Below are 26,916 nucleotides of genomic sequence, written 5' to 3'. Positions count from 1 at the left end.
ACAATATACCATTTTCGTACTAGAACTTGAACTAGTTAGAGGAGGAAATTCACAACATGGTGAAGCGTAACAGAATTGTTGCCTTCTTCTTAATTATTGCTGTATTAGCAGCAGTAATTGGCACAACTATCTTTGGTACCGCGAATAAGATTAAGCTTGGTCTGGATCTTCAGGGTGGGTTTGAGGTACTTTATAAAGTTAAGCCGATTAAGAAAGGCGACGTAATAAACAAAAATGTTTTAGTAAGTACAGCAAAAGCTCTTGAAAAACGTGTAAACGTATTAGGAGTAAGTGAACCAAATATTCAAATCGAAGGGAAAGATCGTATTCGTGTACAATTAGCTGGTATAAAGGATCAAGCTAAGGCACGTGATATTCTTTCTACGGAAGCGAACTTAACAATTCGTGACGTAAATGATAAGGTTCTAATGACTGGAGCGGATTTGAAAGAAGGCGCTTCAAAGCAAACATTTGACCAAATGGGTAAGCCTAGTGTATCAATTACATTCAAGGATGCTTCTAAGGTTAAAGATGTAACAACTAAAGTGTTAAATATGGGTGCTCCAAATAATATGATGGTTATTTGGTTAGATTTCAAAGAAGGAGAAGACTCTTTTAAAAAGGAATCGGCAAAAGCAAAGCCTAAATTCTTATCTGCAGCAAGTGTAAATCAAGTATTTACCGATGATTCACTTTCTATTGTTGGTTCTACATTTACAGTTGAAAGTGCAAAAGAACTTTCAGACTTATTAAATGCTGGGGCTCTTCCAGTTCAACTTGAAGAGATGTATTCAACATCAATCGGTGCTAAATTTGGTACAGATGCTCTGAATGAAACAATTTTTGCTGGAATTATTGGCGTATCAGTTATTTTCTTATTTATGCTCTATTTCTATCGCTTACCAGGTTTAATCGCAAGCATTATGTTAATAGCTTATACATACGTAACATTACTTGTATTTGACGGCATGAATGCAGTATTAACACTTCCTGGTATTGCGGCGTTAATACTTGGTGTTGGTATTGCGGTTGATAACAATATTATCACTTTTGAGAGATTGAAAGACGAGCTTAAACTAGGAAAATCAGTTGCATCTGCGTATCGTGCAGGTAATCAGCGTTCATTTGGAACGATTTTTGATGCGAATATTACAACTTTACTTGCTGCTGCGGTATTATTCTCATTCGGTACAAGCTCTGTAAAAGGATTTGCAACAAGTTTAATTGTTAGTATTTTAGTAAGCTTTTTAACTGCCGTGTTCGGTACTCGATTATTACTTTCTTTATTAGTTCAAAGTCGTTACTTAAATAATAAGAAAACATGGTTTGGTGTAAAACAAAGTGAAATCCTTGGTTTAAATCATAATCTAGCTCATCCACCTACAAAATATGATAAAGTCAATTTTGTAAGCATTGGCCGAAAATTTGTTTATTTTTCAATCGTTATAGTAATTATAGGGGGTATTCTACTTTCTATTTTCCGATTAAATTTAGGAATTGATTTTGCAAGTGGTACACGTGTAACATTTGAATCAAAATCAGCTGTTACAAAACAAGTTGTTAATGATGAAATCTCAAAAATGAACTTGAAGCCTGAAAGTATTACTGTTTCGACAAATGATGCAAAAACAGGTTCAATCGTATTTAAAGGTGTATTAACAAAAGATCAGATTAATGATTTGAAAAAAGATTTTACAACTAAATTTGGGGTAGAACCAAACGTAAGTACGGTTGATCCTATTGTTGGTAGAGAATTAGCAGGTAATGCCATTAAAGCACTGATCATCGCATCAGCAGGTATTATTCTTTACGTATCAATACGTTTCCAATTCTCTTATGCAATTGCTTCAGTAATTGCCCTACTACATGATGCATTCTTCATTGTTGTAGTATTTAGTATATTTAGATTAGAAGTAGATATAACATTCATCGCGGCGGTTCTTACGATTGTCGGTTATTCTATTAATGACTCGATTGTTACATTTGACCGAGTTCGCGAAAATATGAAGCTTAAGAAGAAAATTCGCACTAGAGAAGAATTGAATGAAGTTGTAAATGATTCAATTCGCCAAACTTTAGGTCGATCTGTTAAAACAGTACTAACTGTATTATTAGCAGTACTTGCATTGCTTTTATTCGGAAGTCATGCAATTTTAAACTTCTCAATCGCATTATTAGTAGGTTTAGTTGTTGGAACATATTCGTCAATCTTTATCGCTTCACAAATTTGGTTATTTATTAAAGGTCGTCAACTTGATAAAAACCAAGTAATCGATGTTGAAGAAGCTAAATAATGTTAAAAGAGTATAGGCTTTTGCTTATACTCTTTTTTTGTATTAAATTCATTAAGAATTGAAGATACTAATATAATGTGTTAAAAATGTAAAGTGTATTTTTTTGAGTTAGAAAAAGGGAAGTAGGTAAAGTATATGGAACAAGAAGAGCGTTATAAGGAAGCCAAGAAGGGGGCTTATATCGGGATATATGGAAATTTACTTCTGGCAATTGTGAAAGCGATTATTGGATATATTGGAAATAGTAAAGCGTTAATGGCAGATGCAGTACATTCTGCATCAGATGTGATTGGTTCAATTGCGGTTTTATTTGGTTTAAGAGCTGCGAAGATGCCGCCTGATGAGGATCACCCTTATGGCCATGGTAAAGCTGAATCAATTGCTGCAATTATTGTTGCAGTACTTTTATTTATCGTTGGAATTGAAATAACTAAATCCTCTATAACAGCATTTTTTAAGCCCGTCCATCCACCAGAGTTAATTGCTTTATTTGCAGCTTTTATCTCTATATTTTTAAAAGAATGGATGTTTCGTTATAAATATGCTTTAGGGAAAAGGTTAAATAGTGACGCAATTATCGCTAATGCATATGAACATCGCTCTGATGTATACTCATCTGCTGCAGCTATGGTTGGTATTGGAATTGCAATTTTAGGTACTAAATTTAATATGCCAATACTTTTATATGCAGATCCTGCTGCTGGTCTTATTGTAGCAATTATGATTTTAAAAATGGCGTGGGATATTGGAGCGGAATCAATACATACGACAATGGATCATGTCCTTCATGAAGAAGATATTAAACCATATAAAGAAATCGTTAAGAATGTAGTAGGAGTTAAAGAAATAAATTCTCTCTATGCAAGGGAACACGGCTATTACGTCATAATTGATATAAAAGTCTCCGTAGACCCATATATAACGGTAGAAGAAGGACATAAGATTGGAAAAAATGTTAAAGCAAAGTTGATGGAACAAAAAGATGTGGAAAATGTTTTTGTCCATATTAATCCATATAATGATAAAAATAACTCTTTCATCCAATAAGTTTACTTTAGTATAATAGTACAGTTAGGGGTGAGAGTATTGTTAAAGTCAAAAGCACGTTGGAAACCGAAATTATCGAATCACCAAGAAGAGCAAATATTAAGTAAAGAATTACAGATTTCCCCTCTATTAGCAAAACTACTTGTTACTCGTGGATTTAAGACAGTAGATGAAGCAAGTAAGTTTTTATATGAAGATCAAATGAACTTTCATGACCCGTTTTTATTAGAGGGTATGGATATTGCAATTGACAGAGTATTTCAAGCGATTGAAGAAAATGAAAAAATATTAATTTTTGGCGATTATGATGCAGATGGAGTTAGCAGTACTTCAGTATTGTATTTAACATTAATGGAATTAGAAGCAAAAGTAGATTTTTATATACCAAATCGTTTTACTGAAGGGTATGGTCCAAATAAAAATGCATTTAGTTGGGCTAATGAACAAGGTTATTCTTTGATCATTACTGTGGATACAGGTATTTCTGCAGCAGAAGAAGTAAAATTTGCAAATGAACTAGGCATAGATGTAATTATTACGGATCATCATGAACCACCAGAAGAATTACCAAACGCTATAGCTATTATTCATCCAAAGTTAAGCCCTAGCTATCCATTTAAAGAATTAGCAGGTGTAGGAGTTGTATTTAAATTCGCTTCTGCATTATTAGGTAGGGAGCCCGAGGAATATTTGGAGCTAGTTTCTATTGGAACTGTTGCTGATTTAGTACCTTTAGTGGATGAAAATCGTTTAATTGTAAAAAAAGGTGTAAGGCAACTAAAGCAAACTCAGCGTGAAGGATTAAAAGCCCTTTTAGAAATTAGTGGAACAACGACAGATTCCATTACGGAAGAAACAATTGGATTTGCAATTGGTCCTAGAATTAACGCAGTTGGTAGACTTGGTGATGCTAAGCCTGCAGTAGAATTAATTTTAGAAAATGATCGAGCACTTGCTAAAAAAAGAGCTGAGCAAATTGAAGTCTTAAATAAGGAAAGACAAGAATTAGTTTCACGTATGACAGAAGAGGCAATAAGGCAAGTGAACGAACTTGATACTTCTTGTTCAAATAAAGTGATTATAGTCGCAAAAGAAGGCTGGAATGCTGGCGTAGTTGGAATCGTTGCATCGAAATTAGTGGATCGTTTTTATAAACCAGTAATTGTTTTAAGTATCGATCGTGAAAAAGGAATAGCAAAAGGTTCAGCAAGGAGTATTGAAGGTTTTTCTTTATTTGAAAACTTAACAAAATGTAAAGATATTTTACCTCATTTTGGAGGTCATACACTTGCTGCTGGTATGACATTGGCTATTGAGGATGTCGAGATATTAAGACATCGTTTAAACGAATATGCAGATCTAATTATGAAAGATGAAGATTTTATTCCATTAAAAGAAGTCGATATAACATGTCAGGCTAGTGAAGTTTCAATCTCATTTATTAATGAATTAAATATGCTAGCACCTTTTGGGATGCATAATCCAAAACCCGTTATAGAAATAAACGAGGTTGATGCTCTAAATATTAAACAAATCGGTAATGAAGGAGCACATCTGAAAGTACAACTAAAAGATGAAAATACATTCCTTGATGCTGTAGGGTTTGGATTTGGACATGTTGCTAATGAAATTGCAAGTGGATCAAAAGTATCTTGTTTAGGAATGGCTTCTATTAACGAATGGAATGGTAAACGTAAGCCACAGTTGATGATTCATGATATAAAAGTAAATCATTGGCAGTTGTTTGACTTAAGAGGTCAAGAACCACATCGATTAACTTTACCTCGTACCGAAGAAAAATTCATATTTTTACATCAATCATCAAATGAGTATGAAAATTTAAAATCTAAATATCCTATTTCTAAGTTTGTTTCATATGAAGATGTACTAAACTTAGATATTAATATACAAAATAATTATGTGATCCTACTTGATTTACCTAATTCTAAAAATGATTTGAAAGAAGTTTTTCGTCATGGTTTATCTGAACGCATCTACTTAATTTTCAATCAAGAAGAATTACATTTCTTCTCACCAATTCCAAGTAGAGAAAGTTTTAAAAAATTCTATTCAATCCTAGCGAATACTAATCCATTTGACATGAACATGTATGAAGTGGCATTATGTCGTAAGATGGGATGGAAAAAAGAACAAGTCGATTTTATGACAAAGGTGTTTTTTGATTTAGAATTTGTTACAATAGAGGATGGAAAAATTCGTTTGTTGCCACAAACTGAGAAGAAAGATCTCTCTTTATCTAATACGTATGCAAGAAAATTAGCTAGTATTGAACTAGAACGTTTATTTCTGTACTCAAAATGTGATGAATTAACTACATTTTTTCAAAATATGAAAAGTCATTTTTCCGAAAATGGGGAGGCACTTATTTAATGAATTTAAAAGATTATATAACGATTGTACCGGACTGGCCTAAAGAAGGCGTTCAGTTTAAAGATATTTCATCATTAATGAATGATGGAAAAGCTTATAAAGAAGCAACTGATCAAATCGTAGCTTATGCGAAAGAAAAAAATGTTGATTTAGTAGTTGGACCAGAAGCACGTGGATTTATCGTTGGTTGTCCAATTTCTTACGCTTTAGAAATAGGTTTTGCACCTGTTCGTAAACCAGGTAAATTACCTCGTGAAGTTATTAGCTACAACTACGATTTAGAATATGGTACAAATACGTTAACAATGCATAAAGATGCTATTAAACCAGGTCAACGTGTACTGATCACTGATGATTTATTAGCTACTGGTGGTACGATTGAAGCTACAATCAAACTAGTTGAAGAATTAGGTGGAATTGTAGTAGGGATTGCTTTCTTAATTGAGCTTTCTTACTTAGAAGGTCGTAAAAAATTAGAAGGTTATGATATATTTACACTAATGACATATTAATTTTTAACATATTATAATGTTATCCAAACAGGGTACTCTGATTAATCAGAGTGCTCTTTTTCTATCAAAGATCTGCAAAAAAAAATGAAATTTGACGACTCCTGCTTTACAAAAAACGAAATTTTCATGATAATAGAAGAAATAATGATTTAAGGTGATTAGATGGCTACTGAGCAAGTTTTGACAGCAGAACAGGTTTTAGAGCAAGCGACCCATTATTTAAAAGAAGATGATGTGGCGTTTATTAAACGTGCTTATGAATATGCTCGTGATGCACATAGTGAGCAATTTCGTAAGTCAGGTGAACCATATATTATACACCCGGTTCAAGTAGCAGGTATCCTTGTTGGCTTAGAGATGGATGCTACAACCATTAGTGCTGGGTTTCTTCATGATGTAGTAGAGGATACTGAAGTATCTAAAGAGGACTTAGAAAACCATTTTGGCAAAGAAGTATCTATGCTTGTAGATGGTGTAACAAAATTAGGTAAAATTAAGTTTAAATCGAAGGAAGAACAGCAAGCTGAAAATCATCGCAAAATGTTTGTAGCGATGGCACAGGACTTGAGAGTAATATTAATTAAATTAGCCGATCGCCTTCACAATATGAGAACGTTAAAACATTTACCTCAAGAAAAACGTATGCGAATTGCGAATGAAACATTAGAAATATTTGCACCTCTTGCTCATCGACTAGGGATTAGTAAAGTTAAGTGGGAGCTAGAAGACACAGCGTTACGCTATTTAAATCCACAGCAATACTATCGAATAGTTAACTTAATGAAGCGAAAAAGAGCAGAGCGCGAGCAATATTTAGAAGAGGTTATAAACGAAATCTCGACTCAACTTGAAGATGTAGAAATTAAAACAGAAATTTCTGGACGTCCTAAGCATATTTATAGCATTTATCATAAAATGGCTAAGCAAAATAAGCAATTTAACGAGATCTATGACTTATTAGCTGTACGTGTAATTGTTAATAGTATTAAAGATTGCTACGCTGTTTTAGGCGTTATTCATACATGCTGGAAACCAATGCCAGGTCGTTTTAAAGATTATATTGCCATGCCTAAGGCAAATCTATATCAATCTCTTCATACAACTGTAATCGGTCCAAAAGGTGAACCGCTAGAAGTGCAAATTCGAACACACGAAATGCACCAAATTGCTGAGTATGGTGTTGCAGCACACTGGGCATACAAAGAAGATAATGTAAATCCTACTTCACAAAAAACGTTAGAAAATAAATTAAGTTGGTTCCGTGAAATTATTGAATGGCAAGATAATTCTACAAATGCAGAAGAGTTTATGGAATCAGTAAAAATGGACTTATTCTCTGATATGGTGTTTGTATTTACTCCAAAAGGTGATGTGTTTGAATTACCACTAGGATCTGTACCGATTGATTTTGCTTACCGAATTCACTCTGAAATCGGTAATAAAACAATTGGTTCAAAAGTAAATGGGAAAATGGTGCCACTTGATTATAAACTTAAAACTGGTGATATCGTTGAGATTATGACATCAAAACATTCTTATGGACCTAGCCAAGACTGGTTAAAGGTCGCTCAGTCTTCACATGCTAAAAATAAAATCCGTCAATATTTTAAAAAGCAAAGAAGAGAAGAGAATGTTGAAAAGGGCAAAGAATTAGTTGAAAAAGAAATTAAAGCGCTAGAATGTGATTTAAAAGAAGTGTTAACGTCTGAAAATTTAAAACGCGTCGCAGAGAAATTTAATTTCTCTAATGCAGAAGATATGTATGCAGCCGTTGGATACAATGGAATTACAGCAACACAGATTGCTCATCGTTTAACAGATAAATTCCGTAAACGTACGGAAATTGAGCTAGAAGACCGATTAAAAGAACTTTCTTCGGACCTTAAAAAGGCGCCATCACGTCGAAAAGATGCTGGTATTTCTGTAAAAGGCGTAGATAATTTACTGATCCGTTTATCAAAATGCTGTAATCCTGTACCTGGTGATGATATTGTTGGCTATATCACAAAAGGCAGAGGAATCTCAGTTCATAGAAGCGATTGCGTAAACATGCTAAATGATAGTGAAGAAGATCGCTTTATTGAAGTTGACTGGGAGGAAAGTCCTACGTTCGAACGCGATTATAATGTTGATATAGAAATTTTCGGATACGATCGTCGTGGTCTTTTAAATGAAGTTCTTTCAGTAGTAAATGAAACTAAAACGAATATCTCTTCAGTAACAGGAAAAAATGATCGAAATAAAATGGCAACTATTACAATGAGTTTGTCTATTCGTAATATAAACCACCTGCAAAAAGTAGTGGATAAAGTTAAACAAATTCCAGACATTTACTCTGTGAGACGTATTTTCCACTAAATAGGAGGTGCCACTTATGAAAGTATTATTACAACGCACAAAAGAAGCAAAAGTGGTAGTCGACGGACAAATAGTTGGTCAAATACCTAAAGGGTTATTATTGCTAGTCGGAATAACGCATGAAGATACAATTGAAGATGTAAAATATTGTGCTGACAAAGCAGTTAACCTAAGAATTTTTGAAGACGAACTAGGAAAAATGAATTTATCATTAAATGATGTTGGTGGCCAGATTCTATCCGTTTCTCAATTCACTTTATATGGTGATACGAGAAAAGGTAGACGTCCTAGTTTCACAGATGCAGCCAAGCCAGAAATCGCAAATGAATTATACGAATATTTTAATTCATATTTACGCGAACAAGGATATGAAGTACAAACGGGTATTTTTGGTGCAGATATGGATGTAACATTTACAAACTGGGGACCAATTACCATTATGATTGAAAGTAAATAAGATAGCCTACCTCCTTTGCCAAAAAGGAGGCATTTTTTTTGGACAAATTAATTATTAAAATAATAACTTATTAAAGCGAATATACTGAAGTACACCAGTTCTTAAAAGAATTTTAGAGGAGGTACTATATGGACATAATTACAATCGTGTTAATCCTTATCGCTGGAGTAATTTTGTTTACGATCCTCAAAAGCTTCTTTAAAGCACTTTTATTTGTTATTTTAATTATCCTAGTTTATTACGGACTTATGTATTTCATTGACGGATCAGTTGAAAGCATACAATCTACACTAAGAGTATTTTTTTAGCCATGGGGTGCACCATGGTTTTTTTATTGAGAAGAACTTTGATTTAGATAATTACAGAACAAAAAATATCAAATCAAATAAATCCTTCACCACAAATATTAATTGTTTAATCGACTAATTAATTGGACATCCTATATAACAACATACTTGGAAGGAGACTGCAGCATGAGAATAAATAATCGTAATAGTCTAGGGTCAGGTAGAAAAGGTGTCTTGAATATGGATTTTCATGAATTTCAAAATAGAGGACAAGAATCCAATTCTTTAGAGATGGCAAGTGAGTTTGGTTTAACATTAAGAGAAGTGCGTGATTTGAAAAGACAGTTGGAGCGTTCGTAAAAAATTTTTAACTGTTCTTGACATTTGTTGGATCCGAACGTAAGATATTAAATAACATATTGATACATACGAACATTCCATAGACGGAGAAAAGTAGGATAGGATCTCTTGGAGAGAGAGGAAGTGCCGTGGCTGAGAGCATTTCCACAAGTAGACTATTTGAAAGACACTCCCGAGGCTTTATTCTGAACGATTTCTAGTAAGGATAAACGTAATCGGCGTTAACGATGAAAGTGGGAGAACAGTTTTTTGTTCTTCAATTAGGGTGGCACCACGGGCTTATAACTCTCGTCCCTACTGTTTTTATTTCAGTAGGAACGAGGGTTTTTTGTATTTATAAAGGTTTATTTAGGAGGATTTACAATGTCGATTAATATCCCAAGAGGTACTCAGGATCTTTTACCAGGTACAATTGAAAAATGGCAGTATATTGAAAAGTTTGCTAGAGACTTATGTAAACGATATAACTATAACGAAATTCGTACACCAATCTTTGAACATACCGAGTTATTCCAACGTGGTGTTGGAGATACAACAGATATTGTTCAAAAAGAAATGTACACATTTACAGATCGCGGAGATCGTCAATTAACATTACGTCCAGAAGGTACAGCGTCAATCGCTCGATCTTATGTTGAAAATAAAATGTTTGGAAATAGTAATCAACCTACTAAGTTGTACTATATCGGTCCTATGTTCCGTTATGAACGTCCACAGGCGGGTCGCTATCGTCAGTTCGTACAGTTTGGTATCGAAGCTTTAGGTAGTAATGATCCTTCTATCGATGCAGAAGTATTAGCGCTATCTATGGATTTATATCGTGGTCTTGGTTTGAAAAATGTTAAGTTAGTTCTTAATAGTTTGGGTGACTTAGATAGCCGTAAAGCGCACCGTGAAGCACTTGTTAATCATTTTAAACCGGTAGCACATGAGTTGTGTAATGATTGTAAAAATCGTTTAGAAACGAATCCATTACGTGTATTAGATTGTAAAAAAGATCATGATCACCCTTCGATGAAGACAGCACCTTCGATTTTAGAATATTTAAACGAAGAATCTAAGAACTATTTCGAGGCTGTTCAATCTTACTTAACAACTATGAAAATTCCGTTTGAAATTGATGCAAATTTAGTACGTGGTTTAGATTATTATAATCACACTGTATTTGAAATTATGTTAGAAGGAAAAGGATTCGGTACAATTTCAACTTTAAGTGGTGGCGGTCGCTATAACGGATTAGTTGAAGAAATCGGAGGTCCGAATACGCCTGGTATTGGTTTCGCGTTAAGTATAGAGCGTTTAATTTTAGCGCTTGAAACAGAAGGAATTGAACTACCAATTCAACAAGAAATGGATGTATTCATTATCGGAATTGGAGAAGAAGTGAAAAAAGAAGCAACTGCAATTTTATATCAATTGCGTAAAGCTGGTCTTGTTTGTGAAAAAGATTACCAAGATCGTAAAATAAAAGCTCAATTCAAAGCAGCGGAACGTTATAAAGCAAAATATGTAGCGATTCTAGGTGAGGAAGAATTATCTCGAGGAGTCATTAATTTAAAAGACCAGGAGACTGGTGCACAAGAAGAAGTTGCATTAGACATCTTTGTAAAATACGTAAGCTCTAAATAATCAAATGGGGGAATTGAAAATGGAACAACGAACGCATTTATGTGGTGAATTAAGAGAATCACATATTGGTCAAAGTGTAACTCTTAAAGGATGGGTACAAAAAAGACGTGATTTAGGTGGATTAATCTTTATTGATTTACGTGACCGTTCTGGACTTGTACAAATCGTTTTTAATCCTGAAACTTCAGGTGAAGCTTTAGCGCTAGCTGAAACTGTACGTAATGAATTCATTCTTCACGTTCACGGGAAAGTCGTATCTCGTGGTGAAGGTACAGCGAATACAAATCTTGAAACGGGAGCAATCGAAGTTTCTGTTGAAAAGCTTGAGATTATTAATAAAGCTAAGAATCCTCCATTTGCAATCGAAAATAAAACGGAAGTAGCAGAAGACCTTCGTTTAAAATATCGTTATTTAGATTTACGTCGTCCTGTTATGTATGACACATTTAAATTACGTTCAAAAATTACAAAATCAATTCGTGATTTCTTAGATGGTGAAGACTTCTTAGAAGTTGAAACGCCAATTTTAACGAAGAGTACACCAGAAGGAGCTCGTGACTATTTAGTACCTAGTCGTGTACATCCTGGTGAGTTTTATGCATTACCACAATCACCGCAAATTTTTAAACAATTATTAATGGTTTCAGGATTTGAACGCTATTTCCAAATTGCGCGATGCTTCCGTGATGAAGATTTACGTGCTGATCGTCAACCAGAATTTACTCAAATAGACATTGAAACTAGCTTCCTTTCTCAAGAGGAAATAATGGAAATGTCTGAAAGAATGATGGTTAAAATGATGAAAGAAACAAAAGGTGTTGAACTAGTAACGCCACTTCCACGTATGAGCTATGAGGAAGCGATGAATCGTTACGGTTCTGATAAGCCTGATACTCGTTTTGGATTAGAGTTAATTGATGTTTCATCGTTCGCTAAAGAAAGTGGATTTAAAGTATTTACTTCAGCTGTTGAAAACGGTGGGCAAGTAAAATGTTTAAATGTAAAAGGTCAAGCAGCAAATTATTCTCGAAAAGACATCGATGGTCTTCAAGAATATGCCGGTCGTTATGGAGCAAAAGGTCTTGCTTGGTTAAAACTTGAAGAAGATGGTTTCAAAGGTCCAATCGCTAAATTCTTTAGTGAAGAAGAGTTTGCTACATTAAAATTAGCTGTAGAAGCTGAAGCAGGAGACTTAATTTTATTCGTAGCTTCGGATGCTTCTGTAGTTGCAAATAGCTTAGGTGCACTTCGATTAAAACTAGGTAAAGACTTAGATTTAATTGATCAATCTAAATTCAATTTCTTATGGGTTACTGACTGGCCATTACTTGAATATGATGCAGAGTTAAATCGTTATTTTGCTGCTCATCATCCATTCACTTCACCTGTTCGTGAAGATATTGATAAATTGGACACAGATCCAGGTAGCGTAAAAGCTCAAGCGTATGACCTAGTATTAAATGGTTACGAACTTGGTGGAGGATCAGTTCGAATTTACGAAAGAGACGTACAAGAAAAAATGTTCAAATGCTTAGGATTTTCTGAAGAAGAAGCACAAGAACAATTTGGTTTCTTAATGGAAGCATTTGAATACGGAACTCCACCACACGGAGGAATTGCGTTAGGTTTAGACCGTATTGTTATGTTACTTGCAGGTCGCTCAAATTTACGAGACACAATAGCATTCCCTAAAACAGCTTCAGCAAGTTGTTTATTAACAAATGCACCAAGCCCAGTTTCTTCTGGACAATTAGAAGAATTAGCGTTAAAAACAACTGTAGAAGAGTAAAATAAAAAGGAAGGGTGAAGGAATTCATTTTCTTACTCCTTTCCTTTTTCTTGTTGGGAGATTAAGAAAAATTTTGATATTCTTTAAATCAAGCTTGATGTCAATAGCTTGTATCATGTATATTTAAATCATTGTAATCTGATTAAGATAGTGGGAGTTGAATAAATGTTACACCAATTTTCTCGTAATGAGCTTGCTTTTGGTAAAGCAGGTTTAGAGCGATTACAAAACAGTACGGTAGCTATTTTAGGTATTGGAGGCGTTGGCTCATTTGCTGCAGAAGCTTTAGCACGTTCAGGAGTCGGCCGTTTAATTCTAGTTGATAAAGATGTTATTGATATTACAAATGTGAATAGACAAATTCATGCTTTATTATCAACAGTTGGAGAGCCTAAAGTAGAAATGATGAAACAACGTATTCTTGAGATTAATCCTGAGTGCGAAGTAATTACACATAGAATGTTTTATACAGAAGAAACATTTGAAAAGTTTTTCGAAGTTCCATTAGATTTTGTAATTGATGCGTCTGATACAATTACATATAAAATTCACTTAATTAAAGAATGTCGTCGTCGTGGAATTCCACTGATTTCAAGTATGGGTGCTGCGAATAAAATGGATCCAACTCGATTTAAAATTGCTGATATATCAAAAACAACTCATGATCCAATTGCAAAGGTTATTCGAACTAAACTTCGTAAAGAAGGCATTCAAAAAGGAGTAACAGTTGTCTATTCAGACGAAAGTCCTATTGTTATTCGTGAAGATGTACGTAAAGAAATCGTACCAGATGAAAATACAAAAATACGTAAAGCAAAAATGCCACCATCTTCAAATGCCTTTGTACCATCAGTTGCTGGCTTAATCGCAGCTAGTCATGCAGTACGTGAATTAATAAAGGATATTGAAATTAAGCGTGTAGGTAAAGAATAACCACACACTGACTGTAGGAAGTAATTTCCTACAGTTTTTTATTTATTAATGCAAAAACTACCTTCAATAGGAGGTGTTTGATGTTGAATAGAGCCTTGAAAGTATTTTGCACTTTCGCGTTATCTTTAACATTATTAACTGCTTGTAATAGTACAAGTGACGTGGAAAAAGATCCACAACAGCAACATGTAGACAATTTATCTAATCGGATTAATGTCAAGTATCAAAAGAAAAATAATGTTGTTGAGAAAAATGGTAGGGTTGGCAATGATGGTGTTGTGAATGATGAGGAATCGATTGAAATGAATAAACGTAAGCCTAGTAAGTAAAAATGACCCCCAAAATTTATTGGGGGTTTTTAGTTCGGACACATTACCCTAGAGGGTTACATAGTTAAATCCTTCTCATTTTTCGCGCTATTTTTACGTCTTCTCACAAATTGACGTCCAATTAGAGAAATAATTAATAGTCCGACTACAAGAAGTAAAATTTGAAGATATGATAAGTTAAAGTATTTTGCACCAGTAATAATTAAAAGCGTAGATAGTGTACCTTTAATAATAAAAAATATGATAATCCATAAACCGCCTTTTTTCCAATTCATCAAAATATACTCCTTACTAATACATGCCATTTGTTACTACATTATACAATATAGCAATTCATAATATACTGTGAATGTTTTACATTATTTTGTCCAAATTTATTCTGCTAGATTGATTAATATATTTTGTTTCTTTTGGATTAATGTTTTTAGATTAACCATTTTTTTAGTTAAATGTTCATTTTCATTTTTTAATTTTTCTACTCTTTCTTTTAACAGTATATTCTCCTTTGAAACTTGTTGATTTTGTTCAAAATTCAATAAGAATTCGATAATCATTTCTAAATTTAATAAAGGAGGATTTACAGGTTTATTTAATTTAGTACCTTCTTTAGGATTATTTATTTCTCTAACTTGATCTTTTGATAGTTTTCGGTATCTAGAAGCACATGCTGCCTTTGTCCGATTAATAATATTAGCAACCATTTCGAATGCTTCTTGTTTCGATTTACCTTTACTTTCATATTTTTCAACTAGCTCAATTAATATGTTTTCATCTTCAAGTGACCATTTTGTTTTCTGAGCATTCATTTTTTCACCTTCTTTATTTCATCTATTATTATCTTCACCAAATAAATTGTTAGTAAAATTAATTATTTGCATGGTGCAGATGAAAAATGTTTCCAATTCAATTACAATAGTAAAAAGAGTTATAAAGGAGGGAGAAAAATGAGTCATGAACCTCTAGCATATCGTATGAGACCAAGGACGATTGATGAGTTAATTGGTCAGGAAAAAATTATCGGAAAAGAATCAGCGTTATATCGATTAATACATAGCGGACGAGTTCCTTCAATGTTAATACACGGAGAACCTGGAATTGGTAAGACTTCGTTTGCCCATGCAATTGCAGGTACTGTCGATAAACGTTTTGTAACTGTAAATGCGACTACTTCTGGTAAAAAAGAACTTGATGATATTGTTCATGAAGCGAAAATGTTCGGTGAGATCATTCTTTTTGCAGATGAAATACATCGTTGGTCTAAGCTACAACAGGATTATTTATTATCATATGTAGAAAGCGGATTTATCACATTAATTGGAGCAACTACTGAGAATCCATATCACGATGTTAACAGCGCAATACGCTCACGCTGTAACCATATTTTAAAATTAGAACCGCTTTTACCAAAACATATTTATAAATTATTAGATAAAGCTTTAAGAGACGAAGAAAGAGGACTAGGAAATTTACAAGTGCAAATATCAGAGGAACAAATATTAAAGATTGCTCACGGCGTAAATGGTGACGCAAGATCATCATTAAATATATTAGAGTCAATTGTCTACGGGTCACCGAAGGAATCTGATGGAACAATTATCGTACAAGATGAAGTGATTGATGAATTTCTTCGTTCGAAAGGTTTTAATCATGATAAAAATGGAGATTTTCATTACGACACATTGTCTGGTTTCCAAAAGAGTATTCGAGGCAGTGATGTAAATGCAGCACTTTACTATTTGGCGAGGCTCATTGAAGCGGGCGATTTAACGAGCATTATTCGAAGATTATTAGTGATTGCTTACGAGGATATCGGATTAGCTGGCGAACCTTGGAAGGTTGTCCTGGCTTGTGAAGCCGCAAAGCAAGTTGGATTTCCTGAAGCAAGAATTATTCTTTCAAACGTGGTAATTGAACTATGTTTGTCATCCAAATCAAATTCTAGTGTTACATCAATTGATCGAGCTTTAAATGATGTCAGAAGTGGGCTACATGACGATATTCCAGCGCATTTGAAAGATAGTCATTATACAGGTGCAAAGGATATGGGGCATGGGATTGGTTATATTTATCCCCACGATCATCCTTTAGGGAATTTTGGCGGCTGGGTAAATCAACAATATCTTCCTGATCGACTAGTAAATCAAGTTTACTACAAACCAAAAGAAGCAGGTAATGAAAAACGTTACGGAGCCATTTTTGAAAAACTACAGCAGTTTAAGAAAAATCGTAATTAGGTAAATTTATAAATGAGGAGGTAGCTTAATCTACCTTCCTTAGAAAACATAAAGAATCCTGTCCTCTGTAAAAATATATAGAATATAATAATCTTTAGTAATAGGATAACACCCTAATATGAACGGAACATGAATAAAAAAAGTCGAGATTCGAGTCTCGACTTTGCTTTTACGCACTAACATCATTTTCAAATACGCCAATAGTTGGAGAATCAACTAAATGACTAGTTAATAATTTTATCTCGAGGAAAAGTAAATCAGGTTTAATAAAAGTTGAAGGGATAGATAAAATCTCTTTGTCATCTTTATCATAAAAAACAATATAATTCACTTTTCGTTGATATGCTGCTTTCTTACCGTCGTTTTTACCCCATTTTCGAAGTTCAATCGTCATCCGATTAATCTTATGAAGCTCAATTGACTTCAATTCATTACCTTTCTTTAAGGTTAACTGTCTACTTGTTAATATTACTTTAGACTTCTTTCGTAATTGAATTGTTGCATATACTTTATATAAGAAAATAGTCCATAGTAATGCTAGTAAGATAAAATAAATAGGATCGTGATTGCCAAAAGCAGTACCAGTTCGAACAGCTGATAGAAAACCTAGAAAATAAGTCCCGAACTGCCAGCTAGGTTTTGATTCTAAAATGACTTCTTGACCTAATTTATCATTTTCTTCTTTATTCAATAATTCAAGCTGCGTTTTATGTTCATCCTCAGTGTATTGATCCCATTTTGTAAATGCTGTAATTGTTTCATCAAAAAAAAGCGGACTAGGAATTTGTTCTGTAATATAGGCTCCTACATAAGCAGCCATCCAGTCATTTTCTTCCCAATTTTCTTGTTGACTACGAAATTTAGTTAAATAATAAGTTACTTCTTGTTCATAATAGTTTGAAGTATCATATCGCTTTATAATTTCGATCTCGTCGGGAATCACACCAAAGTCCTCATGAGTAATTAAATAAAGAAATAGTCTGTTTTTCACGAAACTATGTTGATGCTCTTCTGTAAATGTATAGATATCTTTCTTTGAAAATTCATTTAATTTCGTATAAAACCATACAGCAGATTCAATATTATGAGCACAATAATCAAGGATATCTTTTTCGATTTGTACGCCATGTTCCATCAATGATATAACAGCATCCACTTTTAAGTAAGGATCATTATACTCAAGTGCTTCTTTTAAATTTTCATGAATACAATCATCATAATAATATTGCATCAACTGAAGAAAAATACCCATCTCTGTTCGAACGGTGAGGTAAGATTCCTTCCAAGCTTGGTATACATATTTTAAGTTGTAGTCTTGATCATAATGTAAATATGAATCCAGTTTAAGTTTATATAAAACTTTTATTTGTTCGGTAATATAATCGTTCTCAGCGGGTGAAAAAGGTAGCGGAATTGAATTCCTCTTACAGAGTAGAATCAGATGGAAAATAGACATTGCAGTTTCTTCATTTTCGATTAAATGTAATAGTTTTTTTACGAGTACCGGAGCCCAATTTGTCTCTTCGAAAATGAATTGAACATCGATATCAAGCGAGTATTGATTACTATTTTTTTCAATGATTCGTATATAAGCATCTCTTGCTAACTCTGATTTCAGACTTATTAATAAATAGAGCGCTTGAAGTTTTGCTCGTTCACTATATGCTTCAAAATTCTTTTCGATTGGAGCTATTAATTCTTCGCATTCGAACTCTGAACAAAATCCAACTAAGTGATAGCTTCCATCATCCCAATCTTCTATTGATTTCGGGAAATTGGTTCCCGCTTCTTCTAATAAATATATTAATGATTCAATAGAAGCACCTGATCGAAGAGACTTTCTAAGTTGGTCAATGCCTTTTGCACGCTGATAAAGATCTTGATGGCGTAATTGATTTACTATTTTCTTGAATTTTCTTTGTACAGCCAACTTAAAACCTCCTCTAGCTTCTTTTTAATTCCAATATATCATATTAAGGGTAATGGGAAATAGTTAAATAGTCTTGTAGTGTATCCGATGACTTAGAAATTCAGGTCTTTTAACTTATTTTTTGTCATAATTGGATAAATTTTACAAAATGTTTTGAAAATTTATTATAATAATAAGAACAAGCTGTTCATATTTTTATATAGAACTTGTCCAATCCTTGCGATCATTTCGATTAAGTTATTCTCGAAAAGAAAGTAGGAATTTTTTTTGTACCTAAAAATAAGAATGGAGGATGAACATGGTTAAACTCTATGTCCTGGCAGTTGTCATTGGTGGAGTGACCGGATTTATTTTTCACATCCTGTTTAACAAAGGTACGATTATGCTCCCCGTGAGACGAAAGAAAGGCTTTTATTTAGGTTTTCTTGCAGATATTTTATTTGGATCAACAGCTGCAACATTATTTGTTTCTTTATTTATACCAGAAAACATGTTAAAAGATATGCGTATGGTAATCGGATACTGTATATTAGCTGGTCTCTCATCTCAAAGCTTTCTTTTAAGTAGGGCACTTAACACTGAACGAGAAAGGGTAAGTTCACTGCATAATATTTCTAAGCAAATTGTGTAGTATTTTTAATAATTTACTTAGCAAAAGTTGAAGGAGGCATGTAATGAGGCTAGCGCTAACACCTGAAGAGAAAGCCATTTATTTAGATTTATTAGAGGATTTGTTAAATGCCGATACTGAATACGAAATAAAAAGTATCGAATTCCAAATTGTAAGCTTTTTAAATAACATAAGAGAATCTAGAAAAAATGTTGAAGATTTCGATGAAAAGGCAGCAGCTGCTCAATTCGTGCGAGCTGGTAAATTAAAAAGTTAGGCAAACCCCAAAAAATGAAACAGACTAAAATTGAAAACACCAATCATGTTGTATAGTTTAACTATAATACATTAGGGGTGTTTTTTTTTGTGGGGATTATTAAACTACTAGATAAATAGAGAAATTGAGAAACGGAGCGACTATAGATAGATATTGCACTTTTCCAATTGGTTTAGTGCATTTTTTTCCTGACATGTGAATTTATACGCTAAATAGTGTACAATAATTGTATTACTACAGTTTAAAAATAGGATAAATCTGATTAAAATAAGAGATACAGTTTATTGAACGGAGTGAATTAATGAAGATTTCAACAAAGGGAAGATACGGACTGACAGTTATGATTGAATTAGCAAAAAGATATTGTGATAAACCAATTTCTCTAAAGAGCATTGCGAAAGCACAAAATCTTTCTGAGCATTATTTAGAACAAATTATTTCATTATTACGTAATGCGGGATTAGTTAAGAGTATTCGCGGAGCATATGGTGGGTATATTTTAACAAAGGAACCAAATGAAATTTCTGCAGGGGAAGTGATAACTGCACTTGAAGGATCATTATCTCCAATCGAAAATCTTGAAGATGAAAATCCTGCACAAAGAGAGTTATGGACTCGTGTTCAAAAAGCGATTAATGAAGTGTTAGACCATACGAGTCTTGAGGATTTAGCAAAATTAGAATCTGATGATTTAAATGGATATATGTTTTATATTTAATTTTAGCGCGTTCAAAGATAGTTGAACGCTTCATAAGGAAAGGATTTAATAAAAATGGAACGTATTTATGTAGATCATGCTGCAACTTCTCCAATGCATCCAGAAGTAATTGAAAAGATGGTTGTCGAAATGCAAGAGACTTTTGGAAATCCATCTAGTATTCATTCATTTGGTCGACAAGCTCGTCAAAAGATTGATACTGCACGCATGATTTGTGCTAATAGTATAGGATCAAAAGTTAATGAAATTATTTTTACAAGCGGTGGAACAGAAAGTGATAATCTTGCTGTTTTAGGCGCTGCTTATGCAAATCAAAAATATGGTAAGCACATTATTACCTCTAGCATCGAGCATCATGCTATATTACATACATGTCAGGCTCTTGAAAAGGAAGGCTTTGAGGTTACGTATTTACCTGTTGATCATACAGGTCGTGTGAATGTAGATGATGTAAAAGCTGCACTACGTGATGATACGATTTTAGTATCCATTATGATGGTTAATAATGAAATCGGAACAGTTCAACCAATTAAAGAAATAGGTGAACTTCTTAGTAACCATAAAGCTCATTTCCATACAGATGCTGTACAAGCTTACGGTTTAATTCCAATTAATGTTGAAGAACTTGGTGTAGACTTTTTATCCATTTCCTCACATAAAATTAATGGACCTAAAGGTGTAGGTTTTCTTTATGTAAGTGAAAATGCGATTTTTAAACAATTACAATATGGTGGACAACAAGAGCGTAAACGTCGTGCAGGGACAGAAAATGTTCCTGGTATTGTTGGATTAGCTAAAGCAGTAGAAGTCATTCACATCGAAAGAGATGATCGTGTAAAAAACTATTTGCGCTTCCGTGACATCTTACTTAGTGTACTAAAGGAAAACGGAATTCGTTTTGAAAAAAATGGAAATGAGTCGTTTTTTGCACCACATGTGTTAAACTTATCATTTGAAGATATTTCAATTGAATCATTTTTGGTAAACCTTGATTTATCAGGCATAGCAGCATCAAGCGGGTCTGCTTGTACAGCTGGTAGCATAGATCCATCACATGTTTTAGTTGAGATGTTTGGAATCGATTCACCTAAAATACGTTCTTCGATTCGATTCAGTTTTGGTTATGGAAATACAGACGAACAAATCCGGATACTTGGAGAGCGTGTTTCTTCAATTGTAAAACGATTAGTTAAAATATAAATTTAAAAATGCGAGGGGATATTATTTATGAATAAAAAAGATCCAAAAGACACTCGCGTAGTAGTAGGAATGTCAGGTGGTGTAGATTCATCTGTAACAGCATATTTATTGAAACAACAAGGATATGATGTCATCGGTATTTTTATGAAAAACTGGGATGACACAGATGAATTTGGTGTATGTACAGCAACTGAAGATTATGAAGATGTAATTGCAGTTTGTAATCAAATAGGAATTCCGTATTATGCAGTGAATTTTGAAAAGCAATATTGGGATAAAGTGTTTACTTATTTCTTAGATGAATATAAAAAAGGTAGAACGCCAAATCCAGACGTAATGTGTAACAAAGAAATTAAGTTTAAAGCATTTCTTGAACATGCAATGGAACTTGGAGCAGATTATGTAGCAACAGGTCATTATGCCGGTGTTGAGTTTCGTGACGGAGAATATAAAATGTTACGAGGAATCGATAGCAACAAGGACCAAACTTATTTCTTAAATCAACTTGGCCAAGAACAACTATCGAAAGTTATGTTCCCACTTGGAGGCTATTTAAAGCCTGAAATCCGTAAAATTGCTGAAGAGGCAGATTTAGCAACAGCAAAGAAAAAGGACAGTACTGGAATTTGCTTCATAGGTGAACGTAACTTTAAAGAATTTCTAAGTAATTATTTACCTGCACAACCTGGTGAAATGAGAACAATGAACGGGGAAGTGAAAGGTAAACATGATGGACTAATGTATTATACAATTGGACAACGTCATGGACTTGGAATCGGTGGAAATGGAGATCCTTGGTTTGTTGTAGGTAAAGACTTAAAAAATAATGTTTTATTAGTTGAACAAGGATTCCACAATGACTTACTTTATAGTAATGAAGTACTTGCTTCTGATATTAGTTGGACATCAGATAAACCGAAAGAAGGCTCATTTACATGTACTGCTAAATTCCGTTATCGTTCTGAAGATAACGAGGTAACAGTTCATATTTTAGATGATAACTCAGTAAGAATACTTTGCCACGAAAAAATTCGTGCAATCACTCCAGGACAAGCCGTTGTATTTTATGACGGAACAGACTGCCTAGGTGGAGGTACAATTGATCGTGCATTTATCGATGGTAAGGAATTAACCTATTTAAGATAAATCTATTTACCCCAATCGAAATGGTTGGGGTTATTTTTTTTGAATGAAAATACTGATTTAACGTTGAATTTTGAAGAAACGTTCCTTTGAAATGTAAACTATGGTGTGTTAGTGTAAAATAGATATACTAAACTGTTGAAGTCTATCCAAAAATAATTGAAAGAAACTACATAGAGGTGTCATGTATGAATAATTTTGAACGTGGAGTAGCAGCACTGCAAGAGGGAAACTTAGAGGATGCAGCTAATTATTTAACGAAAGAAATTGAAGAAAATCCTACTAATTCATTAGCATATGTTAATTTTGGTCAACTTTTACTTTCGATGGGAGATGTAGAAAGGGCTTGTCGTTTTTTTGAAAAGGCTTTAGAAATTGATCCGGAATTGGCAGCAGCACATTATGCAGTAGGGACAGTGTATTTTGAAGATGGAAAGTTTGAATTAGCTAAAAAACATTTTCAACATTGTGTGAAACTTGGGATGAATGATAGTGATGTCCATTTTATGATAGGTTTATGCTGTGTTAATAATGGAGAAGATCGATTTGCACTTCCATTTTTTCAACGAGCGATTGAGCTAGATGATCAAGATGTAGACGCATTATTCCAATATGGCCTTACTTTAGCTAAATTAGAAATGTTAGATGAAGCGAAAATGAATTTAGAAAAGGTTTTACAATTAGATGAATATCATGCTGATGCCCACTATAATTTAGGCATTATTGCGATGTTTAATGATCAAGTTACGACTGCAAAAGATCATTTTAATAAAGCGATTGAAAGTCAAGATGATCATATGCTTGCGATGCATGCTCTAAAAGTGATTGAAAATAAAGAAGAGGAATGAAACTAGTTTTTAAGTAAGTTCGGGGAGGTGGAGTAATGCAAACCCAAAGTGAAATGGAATTGTTTGTTGATGAGACACCATATATTAAAGGGCATATCACAACAATCATCTTTTATAATGTAGAAAATTTTTATACTGTTGCAAAGGTAAAAGTAGTTGATACCAATTTATCAAATTGTGAACAGGAAATGACCATTACTGGGAATATTCCGAGAATGAATGAAGATGAAACCTATACATTTAAGGGGATTGTAAAAGACCATCCGAGGTATGGGAAACAATTTCAAATTTCATCATTTGAAAAAGAACTTCCATCTACTAAAAAAGGTGTTATTCAATATTTATCCTCAGATTTGTTTAAAGGAATTGGAAAGAAAACAGCCGAAAAAATAGTTGATCATTTAGGTGAAGGGGCAATTAATAAAATTTTAGATAATGCAGATAGCTTAGAAGGTGTCCCCGGGTTAGCAAAATCCAAGGCTAAAGAAATTTATGAAACAATTCTTTCACATCAAGGTCTTGAAAAAGTAATCAGCTTTTTAAGTAGCTACGGTATTGGAACGGGTTTATCGATTAAGATTTATAAAACGTATAATGAATCAACTCTAGATGTGATCAGAACAAATCCATTTAAGTTAATTGAAGATGTGGATGGGATTGGGTTTGGAAGAGCTGATGAAATTGGTCGTGCAATCGGAATTACAGGAAATCATCCAGATCGAATACGTGCCGGTTGTATTTATATTTTAGAGCATTTATCGATGCAAGAAGGACATGTTTATATTACACAGGATCAGTTTATTGATGAAACTAGACAATTATTAATGAAACAAGATAAAGAACTTGTCGAAGCAGTCGACATTTCTCGGGAAATGAACCGATTAGTAGCAGACGGGAAGCTAGTAATGGAAGATGAGAGAATCTATTTAGCTGCTCTTTATTACGCTGAGAAAGGCATTGTAAATGCGATCCAAAAATTATTAAACAGTGCTCCAGATTTAGGAGAAATGACTGAAACTAGATTTGCAAAAGAGCTAGAAGATCTTGAATCAAAAATGAATGTAAAATATGCACCTTCACAAGCTCAGGCGATCAAAAAGGCTATGGAGTCAGCAATGATGGTTCTAACGGGTGGACCAGGGACAGGTAAAACAACAGTTATTAAAGGGATCGTTAATCTATTTTCAACCATCCATGATTTATCTTTAGATCAACATTCTTACCCAAAAGATGATCCATTTCCATATTTGCTTGCTGCACCTACAGGTAGAGCGGCAAAACGAATGAGTGAAGCAACTGGATTACCGGCAGTAACAATCCATCGATTACTCGGTTGGACAAGGGAAGGTGAGTTTAGCCATCATGAGGAAAATCCCTTAAATGGAAAGTTACTGATCATTGATGAGTTTTCAATGGTCGATGTTTGGTTAGGGAATCAATTACTCAAAAGCATTCCAGAAGGCTGCCAAGTCATTTTTGTTGGGGATGAGGATCAATTACCTTCTGTTGGTCCAGGTCAAGTCTTAAAAGACTTATTAAACTCTGGTACTGTTCCAACAGTAAGATTAAAAGACATTTATCGTCAATCAGAAGATTCGTCGATTATTACGCTTGCACATTATATAAAAGATGGAACAATTTCCGAGGATTTATTTGAACAAAGAAAAGATCGTTCATTTATTGGTTGTTCAAGTCAACAAGTTGTCGAAGTCGTCAAAAAAGTGTGTGAAAACGCCCACAAAAAAGGTTTTCCTGTAAGAGATATCCAAGTATTAGCGCCGATGTATCGTGGTCCAGCTGGAATTGATGCTTTAAATGAAGGGCTACAAGAGGTGTTTAACCCTAAAAAAGAGAAGCAACGAGAAATGAGTTTCGGTGATACAACATTCCGTACAGGTGATAAAGTTCTCCAACTCGTAAACGTACCTGAAAATAATGTCTTTAATGGAGATATGGGCGAAATTGTAAACATTTTTTTCGCCAAAGAAAATGTTGAACAACAAGATCTAATAATCGTTTCATTTGATGGAAATGAAGTGACCTATACTAGACCAGATTTTTCTCAATTAACACTTGCTTACTGTTGTTCAATTCATAAGTCGCAAGGAAGTGAATTTGATATTATTGTGCTTCCAATTGTCAAAAGTTATTATCGAATGCTTCGAAGAAATTTAATTTACACTGCAGTGACAAGAAGTAAAAAATTCTTAATCATGTGCGGTGAACAAGATGCATTTATTCAAGGCATTGGAAGAACAGATGATGGGCAAAGACAAACTACATTATGCATGAAACTAAAAGGAATTGAAAATGGTGAAGTACAGCTAAATGAGGATTTACCATTTCAGCTTTCAGATGAATTACCAAATCTTTCACCTTATGATTTCATGTAATTGACTAAGAATATATAGTGCAAGACGATTCCTGTACTAACGTATATTTTTATGAAAATTTGGTCACAATGCTTAGAAACATTGCCTTTTTAGGCTAAGGGAGCGAGCGTTGTGATTTGTCCAAATTGTCATAGTAAAGACTTAGGGAAAATAGGTGTAAATCAATATTATTGTTGGGGATGTTATATTGAACTAACAATTAATAAAGGGATGATTTATACCCACCAAGTTGAAGAAGATGGTACGTTAAGTTCGTTAGATGATTTATTTGATGAACAGGATCGAAAACTTAGTATGTAGGAGTGGGTAATTGATGGCTAGAAAAAGCTCTTTATTAGGTTTAGGTTTAGGTGCAGGTGCACTTGCGATGAAATTAATGTACGATAACAAATGGCTTACTCAAAAGAACATGAAACGTATGAGAAAGTCATTGAAAAAAATGCTTTAATTTTTTTAAGCACATGTCTTTTGGGCATGTGCTTTTCTTATGTAATCAAACCCACAGGAATGTAGAAACATTTGCTGAAAAAATTTTCATTGAGAAAATGAACACCTTCTTATATCATTTAAAAAAAGATGGAAAAGAGATGGTAAATATGGGAGTAGGAGTTAAGCTTGTTAAGAATGATGTAAAGTATGCAAAAGCAGTTTTTAAGCTATCATCAGATCCAGGTGTGAAAGATGTTTTAGGAATAAAGGTAGATCATATTGATGATACAATTGGTTTTATTCGTTATATTGTCCAGCAGGAATTAGAAGGTAAAGTAATAAATCGGATCATTTTGAATGAACAAGATGAAGTTGTCGGTATAACTAGTTTAAAGCATATTGACCGAGGCGATGGAATTTGTCATATCGGCACTTGGATCGGAGTTCCATTTTGGGGGCAAGGGTATAATGAAGCTTCAAAAATTGAAATCTTAAAAATTGCTTTTAACGAGTTGAAAATGGACTATGTTTTTGCTGGTGCCAAAGAGTCAAATACAAGATCAAGGCGTGCACAGGAGAAATTAGCTTATATGACAATTGGTGTAGAAAAGGATTTTCCAAAAGAATTATCGATTGTTGAAAAAGAGGCTAAAACTAAATGTGTATTGAATGTTGTGAAGAGAAAAGATTTCGTAAATTTTTTAACGAGTCACATAAGTTAATGGAAATTCTCCATACTAATTAACAG

General features: G+C 33.7%; 26 protein-coding genes and 1 other annotated feature. Of the genes, 23 read left to right on the top strand and 3 right to left on the bottom strand.

Annotated features, from left to right (window positions below; translation table 11 throughout):
• Positions 1-56: 56 nt before the first annotated feature.
• The 12 genes from secDF (at position 57) to ACSBO6_RS15980 (ending at position 14,386) form a co-directional block, all read left to right on the top strand.
• Positions 57-2,294 (top strand): protein translocase subunit SecDF, encoded by a 2,238-nt coding sequence (gene secDF, locus ACSBO6_RS16035; protein WP_098846413.1) that lies wholly within the window; start codon positions 57-59, stop codon positions 2,292-2,294.
• Positions 2,295-2,429: 135 nt separating this feature from the next.
• Positions 2,430-3,341: a cation diffusion facilitator family transporter gene (locus ACSBO6_RS16030; protein WP_098846412.1), complete on the top strand. Its 912-nt coding sequence runs from the start codon at positions 2,430-2,432 to the stop codon at positions 3,339-3,341.
• A gap of 39 nt (positions 3,342-3,380) precedes the next feature.
• A complete protein-coding gene (gene recJ / locus ACSBO6_RS16025; RefSeq protein WP_098846411.1) occupies positions 3,381-5,732 on the top strand; it encodes a single-stranded-DNA-specific exonuclease RecJ in 2,352 nt (783 codons plus the stop codon).
• Positions 5,732-6,244, top strand: a complete 513-nt coding sequence (locus ACSBO6_RS16020; protein ID WP_098846410.1) for an adenine phosphoribosyltransferase — start codon at positions 5,732-5,734, stop codon at positions 6,242-6,244. The genes recJ and ACSBO6_RS16020 overlap by 1 nt, the downstream gene beginning before the upstream one ends.
• A gap of 162 nt (positions 6,245-6,406) precedes the next feature.
• The gene (locus ACSBO6_RS16015; RefSeq protein WP_098846409.1) at positions 6,407-8,602 is read left to right on the top strand and encodes a RelA/SpoT family protein; all 2,196 of its coding nucleotides are present in this window, start codon (positions 6,407-6,409) and stop codon (positions 8,600-8,602) included.
• A 16-nt stretch (positions 8,603-8,618) separates the two neighbouring features.
• Positions 8,619-9,059, top strand: a complete 441-nt coding sequence (dtd, locus tag ACSBO6_RS16010; RefSeq protein ID WP_098846408.1) for a D-aminoacyl-tRNA deacylase — start codon at positions 8,619-8,621, stop codon at positions 9,057-9,059.
• Between the two features lie 128 nt (positions 9,060-9,187).
• Complete coding sequence (locus tag ACSBO6_RS16005; RefSeq protein ID WP_098846407.1) at positions 9,188-9,367, top strand: hypothetical protein; 180 nt, start codon at positions 9,188-9,190, stop codon at positions 9,365-9,367.
• Between the two features lie 165 nt (positions 9,368-9,532).
• Positions 9,533-9,706 (top strand): hypothetical protein, encoded by a 174-nt coding sequence (locus ACSBO6_RS16000; RefSeq protein WP_088013656.1) that lies wholly within the window; start codon positions 9,533-9,535, stop codon positions 9,704-9,706.
• A gap of 71 nt (positions 9,707-9,777) precedes the next feature.
• Positions 9,778-10,005 (top strand) — a binding site (T-box leader).
• Between the two features lie 64 nt (positions 10,006-10,069).
• Positions 10,070-11,335 (top strand): histidine--tRNA ligase, encoded by a 1,266-nt coding sequence (gene hisS, locus ACSBO6_RS15995; protein ID WP_098846406.1) that lies wholly within the window; start codon positions 10,070-10,072, stop codon positions 11,333-11,335.
• Between the two features lie 19 nt (positions 11,336-11,354).
• A complete protein-coding gene (aspS, locus tag ACSBO6_RS15990; RefSeq protein WP_098846405.1) occupies positions 11,355-13,124 on the top strand; it encodes an aspartate--tRNA ligase in 1,770 nt (589 codons plus the stop codon).
• Between the two features lie 165 nt (positions 13,125-13,289).
• On the top strand, positions 13,290-14,057 hold the full coding sequence (locus tag ACSBO6_RS15985; protein WP_098846404.1) for a tRNA threonylcarbamoyladenosine dehydratase: 768 nt from the start codon (positions 13,290-13,292) through the stop codon (positions 14,055-14,057).
• Positions 14,058-14,137: 80 nt separating this feature from the next.
• Positions 14,138-14,386, top strand: a complete 249-nt coding sequence (locus tag ACSBO6_RS15980; RefSeq protein WP_098846403.1) for a hypothetical protein — start codon at positions 14,138-14,140, stop codon at positions 14,384-14,386.
• A gap of 56 nt (positions 14,387-14,442) precedes the next feature.
• On the opposite strand, the gene ACSBO6_RS15975 is transcribed toward ACSBO6_RS15980, so the two are convergent.
• Both ACSBO6_RS15975 and ACSBO6_RS15970 read right to left on the bottom strand, forming a co-directional pair.
• A complete protein-coding gene (locus ACSBO6_RS15975) occupies positions 14,443-14,661 on the bottom strand; it encodes a hypothetical protein (protein ID WP_498843670.1) in 219 nt (72 codons plus the stop codon).
• Between the two features lie 99 nt (positions 14,662-14,760).
• Positions 14,761-15,192 carry an SANT/Myb-like DNA-binding domain-containing protein gene (locus ACSBO6_RS15970; RefSeq protein ID WP_098846401.1) on the bottom strand — a complete coding sequence of 144 codons (432 nt, stop codon included), beginning with the start codon at positions 15,190-15,192 and terminating at the stop codon, positions 14,761-14,763.
• 138 nt (positions 15,193-15,330) lie between these two features.
• Here ACSBO6_RS15970 and ACSBO6_RS15965 point away from each other — a divergent pair, with 138 nt between their 5' ends.
• Positions 15,331-16,620 carry a replication-associated recombination protein A gene (locus tag ACSBO6_RS15965; RefSeq protein ID WP_098846400.1) on the top strand — a complete coding sequence of 430 codons (1,290 nt, stop codon included), beginning with the start codon at positions 15,331-15,333 and terminating at the stop codon, positions 16,618-16,620.
• A gap of 169 nt (positions 16,621-16,789) precedes the next feature.
• Here the strand turns inward: ACSBO6_RS15965 and ACSBO6_RS15960 are convergent, their stop codons facing one another.
• On the bottom strand, positions 16,790-18,550 hold the full coding sequence (locus tag ACSBO6_RS15960; protein ID WP_498843669.1) for a hypothetical protein: 1,761 nt from the start codon (positions 18,548-18,550) through the stop codon (positions 16,790-16,792).
• 298 nt (positions 18,551-18,848) lie between these two features.
• Here ACSBO6_RS15960 and ACSBO6_RS15955 point away from each other — a divergent pair, with 298 nt between their 5' ends.
• The 10 genes from ACSBO6_RS15955 to ACSBO6_RS15910 all read left to right on the top strand — a co-directional run bounded on the left by ACSBO6_RS15955 (position 18,849) and on the right by ACSBO6_RS15910 (position 26,890).
• Complete coding sequence (locus ACSBO6_RS15955; RefSeq protein ID WP_180232938.1) at positions 18,849-19,181, top strand: DUF4257 domain-containing protein; 333 nt, start codon at positions 18,849-18,851, stop codon at positions 19,179-19,181.
• Between the two features lie 43 nt (positions 19,182-19,224).
• A complete protein-coding gene (locus ACSBO6_RS15950) occupies positions 19,225-19,437 on the top strand; it encodes a hypothetical protein (protein WP_098846397.1) in 213 nt (70 codons plus the stop codon).
• Between the two features lie 301 nt (positions 19,438-19,738).
• Entirely contained in the window at positions 19,739-20,155 is a 417-nt protein-coding gene (cymR, locus tag ACSBO6_RS15945; RefSeq protein ID WP_056472685.1) for a cysteine metabolism transcriptional regulator CymR, read from the top strand.
• A 54-nt stretch (positions 20,156-20,209) separates the two neighbouring features.
• Positions 20,210-21,355 (top strand): cysteine desulfurase family protein, encoded by a 1,146-nt coding sequence (locus tag ACSBO6_RS15940; RefSeq protein WP_098846396.1) that lies wholly within the window; start codon positions 20,210-20,212, stop codon positions 21,353-21,355.
• Between the two features lie 27 nt (positions 21,356-21,382).
• Positions 21,383-22,501, top strand: coding sequence for a tRNA 2-thiouridine(34) synthase MnmA (gene mnmA, locus ACSBO6_RS15935; protein WP_098846395.1), 1,119 nt, complete (start codon positions 21,383-21,385; stop codon positions 22,499-22,501).
• Between the two features lie 185 nt (positions 22,502-22,686).
• Positions 22,687-23,346 carry a tetratricopeptide repeat protein gene (locus tag ACSBO6_RS15930; protein WP_098846394.1) on the top strand — a complete coding sequence of 220 codons (660 nt, stop codon included), beginning with the start codon at positions 22,687-22,689 and terminating at the stop codon, positions 23,344-23,346.
• A gap of 35 nt (positions 23,347-23,381) precedes the next feature.
• Positions 23,382-25,739: an SF1B family DNA helicase RecD2 gene (recD2, locus tag ACSBO6_RS15925; protein ID WP_098846393.1), complete on the top strand. Its 2,358-nt coding sequence runs from the start codon at positions 23,382-23,384 to the stop codon at positions 25,737-25,739.
• 111 nt (positions 25,740-25,850) lie between these two features.
• Positions 25,851-26,039: a YrzR-like zinc ribbon domain gene (locus ACSBO6_RS15920; RefSeq protein WP_098846392.1), complete on the top strand. Its 189-nt coding sequence runs from the start codon at positions 25,851-25,853 to the stop codon at positions 26,037-26,039.
• Positions 26,040-26,052: 13 nt separating this feature from the next.
• Positions 26,053-26,187, top strand: coding sequence for a DUF3918 family protein (locus ACSBO6_RS15915; RefSeq protein WP_088013672.1), 135 nt, complete (start codon positions 26,053-26,055; stop codon positions 26,185-26,187).
• 139 nt (positions 26,188-26,326) lie between these two features.
• Complete coding sequence (locus tag ACSBO6_RS15910; RefSeq protein WP_498843668.1) at positions 26,327-26,890, top strand: GNAT family N-acetyltransferase; 564 nt, start codon at positions 26,327-26,329, stop codon at positions 26,888-26,890.
• Positions 26,891-26,916 lie beyond the last annotated feature (26 nt).

Origin of the sequence: Bacillus sp. AL-1R (assembly GCF_052180195.1) — a bacterium.
Taxonomy (GTDB): Bacteria; Bacillota; Bacilli; order Bacillales; family Bacillaceae_G; genus Gottfriedia.
Note: the sequence above shows the minus strand (reverse complement) of the source record. Positions and strands in the feature narration are given on the sequence as shown.